This window comes from Psychrobacter sp. GW64-MNA-CIBAN-0177, from assembly GCF_040309585.1.
Taxonomy (GTDB): Bacteria; Pseudomonadota; Gammaproteobacteria; order Pseudomonadales; family Moraxellaceae; genus Psychrobacter; species Psychrobacter okhotskensis.
The window spans coordinates 1-9,020 of sequence record NZ_JBEOOY010000043.1 but is presented as its reverse complement, the minus strand read 5'-3'; the positions used below and the strand labels follow the sequence as shown (position 1 = coordinate 9,020).

Here is a 9,020-nt window from a genome sequence, read left to right as displayed (position 1 = left end):
CGATTAGGGTTTAAAACGCCAAACCAGGTGTTTTATTCCATTACTTAGCGTTGCACTTGGTGTGTTAATCTAGGAATTAATAAAAGGGAAATATCTGATGACAAGAGAATCGCATCATGTTGTACCGAACAAAGATGGTGGTTGGGACGTTAAGAGGGGTGGTGGCGAACGCGCTATCAAACATCACGACCTTAAAACAGACGCAGTTGGTCATGCACGTGACATCAGTCGTAATCAAAAATCTGAGTTAGTCATTCACAATAAGAATGGCAGAATTAGTAATGCTGATAGCCATGGTAATGACCCTTACCCTCCAAAAGATAAGCGATAAGCCACTTATTTATTGAATACGAGTGTAGCGTATAAATACTTTTCATCTATACGCTACGTTTAGCAATATCATTAATCGCTATCTAGGATACTAGTAATGAATAATATATCCCCAGAGCTAGCAAGCGGTGCTATCAAAGCATTTCTTGTTAGTCAATACGATAAAAAAACAGATACTGAGCAAAAACAGCTCGCTAAAGCAATTAAGAGTAGCGATCATGAAAAATCTACTGAACTAAAAGCAACATTAGCAGAAGCTAAAGAGAAATATAGCGTCGCCACTTGGGTTCCTGATGCTGCAAATCGTATGGCAAAGCAACTAAACTTCGGTACGCATATATCAAAGGGCGTTCATCCTGATGCTAAAGGCGATAACGTCAGTTTTGAAGCCATAAATAATTTATCAGAAACCATCGTTGGTACGCACTCAATAGATAGTAGCTATATTGATGCTAATGGTAATGCCGCTGCCCTGCCCCTAGCCGCTTTTTTCGACTATGAAGTAGATGAAAGCACCAAAATTCGTGACCTTATTTTAGCGGATAATGTTGATTTTATTGCCTCACTTGCCAGCGATAAAATACTGGCTAATAGCTATCAGCAGACTTTTAAAGAAGCATTGCAAAACCTTATTACAGACCCTGTAACCCATGAGCGTAATAAACAAACGCTTTGGGTGACCAACGCCTACGAAGGCACGGACGTAAAACAGCTCAATTATATTAATATTGTTCCGCTATACCCCTCTGTACTCACTCACGAGGTTTATCAGCGTATCAATCATCTTAAGTTTTCTGATGATAATAAAGCCGCCCGTGATAATCGTTTTAAAAAAACCGCCGATCAACAGCCTTATATCACCTTAAATAATTTAGCGACCCTTCAGCTTGGCGGTACAAAACCACAGAACGTTAGCTTGCTAATGAGTAAACAAGGTGGTCGCAATTATCTTCTCCCTTCACTTCCACCCATTATCAAACAAGAACGCTCGTTTAAATTATCCAAATTTGCCAATAGTATTTTTGGCACAGCTATGGAATATAACGCGCGCGAAGCCATTCAAAGTATTTTTAAATCTATTAAAGACACTCGCAATATCGTCGATGTCCGAGATGCGCGTAAAAACGCTGTTGATGAAGTTTTATATCAAATATTTGCAGCAGCAGAAGATATACGTATGACTATGCCTGCGGGCTGGTCAAAAGATTATGAGCTTGAGCGACACGAGAAGCTTTGGCTTGATCCGAAACGCGCTGATCTTGAGGGCGAGGAGGAATTCAAAGCTGAGCGTGAACTAACTGACGCGTGGCATGCTCAAATTATTCACAGTTTCGCTCGTTGGCTCAATACTTTGATGCAAACTGAATTTAAAGCCATTGCTAGCGACTTTGGCGATGCCGAGCATTTGAACTGGGAGCGTGAGATTGAAGATATGCAAAAACGCTATGAGCGAGCAGGCAAAGGAGTGTTTTTATGAGCCGTATAGATGATGACAACGATATCGGAGTGATTGGCTACTTGCTGTTCAAAAAGGTCGTTATTAATGGGGCAAATACCATCTCAAGCCCGCTTACTTATGGCTTTCCAGCTATCACTGGATTCTTGGGTAGCTTTCATGCGATGTCGCGCAAAATGGCGGATGATGAGCAACTATCTAACGTATCGTTAGGTGGCGTATTACTGGCCTGTCATGACTGTCAGCCGCAGATGTATCGCCCAAACTCTTATAATAATTACACCTTTAATCAAACGCGTAACCCTATTAAAAAAGACGGTAAAACAGCTTCTATCATCGAAGAAGGCAAATGCCATTTAGTTATGAGTTTTGTGGTTGAAGTATTGGCAGACACTAAACTGACGACTGAGCAGCAAGAGTCTGCTATCCAAAAGACTAGTCAGTGGATTCAACAACAACGTATGGCTAGTGGTAGTGTGCGTGGATTGGCTCGATTTGAGCCCGTACAGTATTTTGATAGTAGCGATATTAGTGCGGTAATACCGCAGCTATTACCTGCTTTTGTACTGATGGACGCTCAAGATGAATTTGCTCAGATCATCAACGATGTACAAAAAGACGATCCAGATGCGACGCCTTTAGATGCCTTAATAGAGGTTTGCGCGCTGCATCAAATACCAGAAACTCAAAAAAATGGTGATACCAAATGGCTGACTACTTCACGTAAGAGTGGTCATGGTTGGCTTGTACCTATGCCTGTAGGGTATCAAGGAATTTCTGATCGTTATGATGCAGGTGTGATGCAAAACGTACGTAATCCCGAATACCCTAGCCAATATGTCGAAGCTATATATAGTCTTGGCAAATGGGTCTATCCACAGCGTTTAAATCGCATCGGCGGTGAGCATGATATTGCCAATGCATTTTGGCGTTACCACTATGACGCCGATGATTCTCTGTACTTGGTCACCCAGCAGCAAGACTTTTAATCACATTTTTAATTTTCTACATCCTTTAACTTTTACGATACATTCAATTTAACTTTTATTCTTATGGAGAAACTCATGTCAAAATCAGCCCTAAAAACTGCATCCGTCCTCGCTTTTGAGCGTAACCTTGACGTATCAGATGCTTACCTATGGCAGACTAATAGCCAAGCAGCTGATAACACAGCATCGCCATCGCCTGTTGTTATTAAAGAAAAATCAGTTCGCGGAACGATAAGCAATCGTCTAAAAAATGCTATTACTAATGACCCTGCCAAACTAGATGCCGAGACCGAAAAAGCTAATTTACAAAAGGTAGATTCTGCGTCATTAGATGAAAACAACGATACGCTAATCGCGCGCTTTAGCATGAAAGTATTGCCATTCACTGGTAAGCCTAACGTCTGTAACGATCAAGACTATCAACAAGCTTTAGAGCAAGTGGTTACTGATTATATCGACGCTCAAGGCGTAGATGAATTGGCACGGCGCTATGCGATTAACGTGCTAAATGCTCGTTGGTTATGGCGCAACCGTGTGGGTACTGAAAGCATCAAAGTTACCATTAAATGTAATGGAAAAACTATTATTATCGACGATGCAAAAGCTTATGGTCTTAAAGATTTTAACAGTGATGACGCTCATATCAAGCAAGTCGCAGACTGGATCAAAGCAGGTCTAAATGGCGCTGAATTTATTATCTTATATATCGAAGCTCATGCCGTCATCGGTTATGGTCAAGAGGTCTATCCGTCACAAGAATTGATACTTGATACAGGTAGCAAAAAGAGTAAAGTGCTTTACCGCGTCAGCGACCGTAAAGGCTCTGAGGATAATGCAGGTATGCACTCACAAAAGGTCAGCAACGCTATTCGTACTATCGATGATTGGTATCCTGATGCCGAGTTTCCTATCGCGGTTGAACCATATGGCGCGGTGACCACATTAGGCACAGCGTTCCGTCAGCCTAAAGCTAAAATGGACTTTTATAGCCTATTTGATAATTGGGTATTAAAAGGCGATGCACCAGATGTTGAGCAACAACATTACGTGATGGGTGTACTTATCCGTGGCGGCGTGTTTGGTGCTAGTGGCAAGGAGTAAGTGATGACTGACTCAACTTCAAGCTTGACCCATTTCCAAGAAATAACTATTATCCCTGACCCTGAAATTGCACCTTACTTTATCTGGAGTAAGCTATTTACTCAATTTCACATCGCGTTAGCTGAAATGAAGAATAAGCATGACATCGAATCCATCGGTGTCAGCTTCCCTGATTATCATTATGATGATAAAAATGAGAAGTCATCTAAGCTGGGAGTAAAGCTTCGCGTCTTTGCCACTAACCAAAAAGATTTAGAAACGCTAAATCTTGATAACTGGCTATCGCGGCTTACTGACTACGTGCATATCAAAGGCATCAAAGACGTGCCTATAGATAAAATAACGGGCTACGTGAGTGTACACCGCTATCGTTTTAAACCGATAGAGGTACAAGTAGAATCTCTAGCCAAAAAAATGGAGATTAGCAATGACGAGGCAATGGCGATAGTTGTTAAACGCAAAGCTGAATTAAAACTGCCTTTTATCAGAATGTTTAGTGAAAGCAATAAAACCCATTATCCATTGCAAATTTTACAACAACCTAGTAAACAGGACGTAACTGGTGGTTTTAATGTATACGGTATGAATGGCATGCGCGATAACGTTACTGTGCCGCAGTGGTAGTAGATAAAGTTAAAGGGTAATGACGAATTACCCTTTAATTGGGTATAAAAACCCTTTTTTTAATCTATTTAAAAACTTGCAATAAAATCAAACAGTTATGACAATATGAAAATTGGAGGGTAAATTAGGGTATTTTGCCCTTCGCGCCTTGTTATAACTGTCTTTTTTGAGGTATAGTTCCTCTTCATCACCGCTCAGGTGACTTAGAAACGTAACCAATCGTCCATACCTTACCGGTATCTCTTCATCACCGCTCAGGTGACTTAGAAAGCAAAAGCGATACCACCCCACAAGAGACCAACCTTCATCACCGCTCAGGTGACTTAGAAAGCCACTTTTCATCTAGCCCGTCAAAGATGCTTCTTCATCACCGCTCAGGTGACTTAGAAAATGTATGGAAAATGGTACGCAGTGCTAGATTGCTTCATCACCGCTCAGGTGACTTAGAAAACGCGATGAAGTCGCAGCAATGGATAAAATTACTTCATCACCGCTCAGGTGACTTAGAAATTTAGCGCAAATGACATTGCTACCTAATAAGTCTTCATCACCGCTCAGGTGACTTAGAAAGTCACATGACCTAGTTTGCTGCTAAGCAGGTTCTTCATCACCGCTCAGGTGACTTAGAAAGTGAGGTGACAGCATGAGCATAAACAGAAATGCTTCATCACCGCTCAGGTGACTTAGAAACAAAGAAACCCAACCGCTTTTGCGTAGGTTAACTTCATCACCGCTCAGGTGACTTAGAAAATTGGGTTCTGGAGTTTAACGACTGCTTTCATCTTCATCACCGCTCAGGTGACTTAGAAAGCTGACTAGCGAGGGTTATGTTGATGATTACGTCTTCATCACCGCTCAGGTGACTTAGAAAATTTTTATCAACAGCCATACTTTTAGCCCATTCTTCATCACCGCTCAGGTGACTTAGAAAGTAAGGTTTAAAAGCACCGTTAGCAGGGTCGACTTCATCACCGCTCAGGTGACTTAGAAATTGCCATCGATTGCTTGATAAGTCACATCGTCCTTCATCACCGCTCAGGTGACTTAGAAATTTCAACCAATAGCTCTATCATGGTTCGGTTTCTTCATCACCGCTCAGGTGACTTAGAAACTAGTAACATCTTGCCAACCTTGCAACTCAGGCTTCATCACCGCTCAGGTGACTTAGAAAATAGCAGCTAAGATTGTCGTTTTTGACCGCTTCTTCATCACCGCTCAGGTGACTTAGAAAATTGACCCGTTCGCCTCATTGCTTTTTGAGCTCTTCATCACCGCTCAGGTGACTTAGAAATAGAGCACAGCCAATTACCAAGCGAGGCATAACTTCATCACCGCTCAGGTGACTTAGAAAAGTTGGCAGCACTTATGATCGTAGCTAACCAGCTTCATCACCGCTCAGGTGACTTAGAAATTTCATATTCAGGCTTTGCGTCATTAGCACTACTTCATCACCGCTCAGGTGACTTAGAAAACCTTGTAAGCCTTGCCGTCGATTGCTTGATACTTCATCACCGCTCAGGTGACTTAGAAAACGAATAACGCTACCCTCCTCTTGTGGGTTTTCTTCATCACCGCTCAGGTGACTTAGAAATCACCCGATTTAGCTGATACTTTTGCTTTTGGCTTCATCACCGCTCAGGTGACTTAGAAAAATTCGAAGCATCATATTTAACCGCATCGGCACTTCATCACCGCTCAGGTGACTTAGAAAAGCATCAGACCAGTTTGGCACTTGTCCCGTTACTTCATCACCGCTCAGGTGACTTAGAAATGCCCTTCACCTAGATTGAATATGAATGAGGCCTTCATCACCGCTCAGGTGACTTAGAAATGATAATTCAGCATCAAACATAGTCACCTCACCTTCATCACCGCTCAGGTGACTTAGAAAGTTGAAAACGTGACTTGCGATTGCAGTAGCGACTTCATCACCGCTCAGGTGACTTAGAAATTGGACAAATCACCCTTGCCGCCTCTGTCCTTCTTCATCACCGCTCAGGTGACTTAGAAACAAGCCCATTCCTTAGCATCGTCCATCGTTGCCTTCATCACCGCTCAGGTGACTTAGAAATACAACTAAGTGGGATGAAGCAGGTGCAACGCCTTCATCACCGCTCAGGTGACTTAGAAAACTTCTTCAATCGCGCCCTCAGCAAGTAAGAACTTCATCACCGCTCAGGTGACTTAGAAATTGCGATTGCACTGCATTAATGACGACCTCTGCTTCATCACCGCTCAGGTGACTTAGAAATACATACTCTTCCACGTCGCATTGATTGCGCTCTTCATCACCGCTCAGGTGACTTAGAAATCTATGCGGATAGATTTCAGCGCCATTCGTGACTTCATCACCGCTCAGGTGACTTAGAAAATCAAGAACAAACTGAGTAGGATCATCACTATCTTCATCACCGCTCAGGTGACTTAGAAACGCTTGATACCGACCAAGGTAGCCGCCTGAGTCTTCATCACCGCTCAGGTGACTTAGAAATATATGCAAACAAGGTAGGCGGTTTTAGTAGTCTTCATCACCGCTCAGGTGACTTAGAAAAGCCTATCTGACGAATATAAGCGCCAGTGCTTCTTCATCACCGCTCAGGTGACTTAGAAATGTCGGTCGGAAAGTATCGTAAGGGGACATATCTTCATCACCGCTCAGGTGACTTAGAAAATCTTGCCCCTCCATGTTTGTATAATCGGGCACTTCATCACCGCTCAGGTGACTTAGAAATAATTTAAATTCAACTAAGGGTAGCTAAAGCACTTCATCACCGCTCAGGTGACTTAGAAAACCAATGGGCACAGTTTGACCACCACGACACGCTTCATCACCGCTCAGGTGACTTAGAAATGCGACACACCTCCTTTCGGGGTTGCTCTACCCTTCATCACCGCTCAGGTGACTTAGAAATGTGATAAGAGCTGCAAAAAAACCCAGCTTAACTTCATCACCGCTCAGGTGACTTAGAAATTGGTGGTATGACCAGTGCAAGCAGTCTTGCACTTCATCACCGCTCAGGTGACTTAGAAAATACCAATCAACAACCAAGGCGAACCGTTGACCTTCATCACCGCTCAGGTGACTTAGAAACATTTCAAGCATTAGTACAGTTTTAGCAAATTCTTCATCACCGCTCAGGTGACTTAGAAAGTTCTGAGGGTTGATATCAGGCAATGATACGTCTTCATCACCGCTCAGGTGACTTAGAAAAATCGGGTTATCCTTTCGGTTTTCTTTCATAACTTCATCACCGCTCAGGTGACTTAGAAATTAGACTCACCGTAACCGTAATCGATAGCGAGCTTCATCACCGCTCAGGTGACTTAGAAATAAGCCGTCAAGTAACCTATCTGCTACCATCACTTCATCACCGCTCAGGTGACTTAGAAAATGCAACTCTTAAAGCGTTGGCAGTACATCAACTTCATCACCGCTCAGGTGACTTAGAAAATTAATACTGGTGTAAATCTCATCATAAAAACCTTCATCACCGCTCAGGTGACTTAGAAACTAAGACAATTAGTGGCGCAATTGGTGGTAATCTTCATCACCGCTCAGGTGACTTAGAAAATCAACCATCACTGCACCACTGACCGCAATATCTTCATCACCGCTCAGGTGACTTAGAAACCAAAACGCTAGCATTAAACGAATGGGAAAAGCTTCATCACCGCTCAGGTGACTTAGAAATTGATGGTATTAACACGGTTGGTCAGCAAGGTCTTCATCACCGCTCAGGTGACTTAGAAATTATATATCCACTGTTTGCCGTGTCCGTCGCTCTTCATCACCGCTCAGGTGACTTAGAAAGCTTACTATAATTTGCGTGCTAGTGAAATACGCTTCATCACCGCTCAGGTGACTTAGAAATCCTGCTCATTACTAAAGTAAAAGCCGCTGCCCTTCATCACCGCTCAGGTGACTTAGAAAGATTGACGCCGCCTTTAAAGCTATTGGCTTCCCTTCATCACCGCTCAGGTGACTTAGAAAATGACTTTTGACATGACACCGCTTTGTAATTTCTTCATCACCGCTCAGGTGACTTAGAAAATAGCAAGGAGAGGCAAAGACGCAACAACACCCTTCATCACCGCTCAGGTGACTTAGAAAAATGGTAATCAATGTCAAGTTGGTTCTAATCCCTTCATCACCGCTCAGGTGACTTAGAAAATTGGACGCAACAGTAACAACCTTACCTATTACTTCATCACCGCTCAGGTGACTTAGAAATGCACCGATAATCATTGTGCGGTACTTGGCGCCTTCATCACCGCTCAGGTGACTTAGAAAGCTAGAGTCATTAGCTAAGATGAACCTGGCGCCTTCATCACCGCTCAGGTGACTTAGAAATATGACGTCAGAAAGCCAAAAGAAGTTGACTACTTCATCACCGCTCAGGTGACTTAGAAATGATAAACTTCTTTTGCGCTTCATTAGGGGCACTTCATCACCGCTCAGGTGACTTAGAAATATGACGTCAGAAAGCCAAAAGAAGTTGACTACTTCATCACCGCTCAGG

5 protein-coding genes and 1 CRISPR repeat array are annotated in these 9,020 nt (G+C 42.9%); all 5 genes read left to right on the top strand.

What is annotated here, in order from left to right:
- Nucleotides 1-97 precede the first annotated feature (97 nt).
- The 5 genes from AAEY79_RS14040 (at nucleotide 98) to cas6f (ending at nucleotide 4,500) form a co-directional block, all read left to right on the top strand.
- Nucleotides 98-331 carry a DUF2188 domain-containing protein gene (locus tag AAEY79_RS14040; protein WP_352288824.1) on the top strand — a complete coding sequence of 78 codons (234 nt, stop codon included), beginning with the start codon at nucleotides 98-100 and terminating at the stop codon, nucleotides 329-331.
- A 96-nt stretch (nucleotides 332-427) separates the two neighbouring features.
- A complete protein-coding gene (csy1, locus tag AAEY79_RS14035; protein ID WP_352288821.1) occupies nucleotides 428-1,807 on the top strand; it encodes a type I-F CRISPR-associated protein Csy1 in 1,380 nt (459 codons plus the stop codon).
- Nucleotides 1,804-2,775 (top strand): type I-F CRISPR-associated protein Csy2, encoded by a 972-nt coding sequence (gene csy2, locus AAEY79_RS14030; protein ID WP_352288818.1) that lies wholly within the window; start codon nucleotides 1,804-1,806, stop codon nucleotides 2,773-2,775. Before csy1 ends, csy2 begins: the two co-directional genes overlap by 4 nt.
- A gap of 75 nt (nucleotides 2,776-2,850) precedes the next feature.
- Nucleotides 2,851-3,876, top strand: coding sequence for a type I-F CRISPR-associated protein Csy3 (gene csy3, locus AAEY79_RS14025; protein WP_352288815.1), 1,026 nt, complete (start codon nucleotides 2,851-2,853; stop codon nucleotides 3,874-3,876).
- 3 nt (nucleotides 3,877-3,879) lie between these two features.
- Nucleotides 3,880-4,500 carry a type I-F CRISPR-associated endoribonuclease Cas6/Csy4 gene (cas6f, locus tag AAEY79_RS14020; protein ID WP_352288812.1) on the top strand — a complete coding sequence of 207 codons (621 nt, stop codon included), beginning with the start codon at nucleotides 3,880-3,882 and terminating at the stop codon, nucleotides 4,498-4,500.
- Nucleotides 4,501-4,682: 182 nt separating this feature from the next.
- Nucleotides 4,683-8,971: a CRISPR direct-repeat array (repeat unit 28 nt; unit sequence CTTCATCACCGCTCAGGTGACTTAGAAA).
- Nucleotides 8,972-9,020 lie beyond the last annotated feature (49 nt).

Bases quoted from the DNA above. Each gene is read 5' to 3' on its own strand.
- csy1 (WP_352288821.1), top strand. From the start codon at position 428: ATGAATAATATATCCCCAGAGCTAGCAAGCGGTGCTATCAAAGCATTT.
- AAEY79_RS14040 (WP_352288824.1), top strand. From the start codon at position 98: ATGACAAGAGAATCGCATCATGTTGTACCGAACAAAGATGGTGGTTGG.
- csy2 (WP_352288818.1), top strand. From the start codon at position 1,804: ATGAGCCGTATAGATGATGACAACGATATCGGAGTGATTGGCTACTTG.
- csy3 (WP_352288815.1), top strand. From the start codon at position 2,851: ATGTCAAAATCAGCCCTAAAAACTGCATCCGTCCTCGCTTTTGAGCGT.
- cas6f (WP_352288812.1), top strand. From the start codon at position 3,880: ATGACTGACTCAACTTCAAGCTTGACCCATTTCCAAGAAATAACTATT.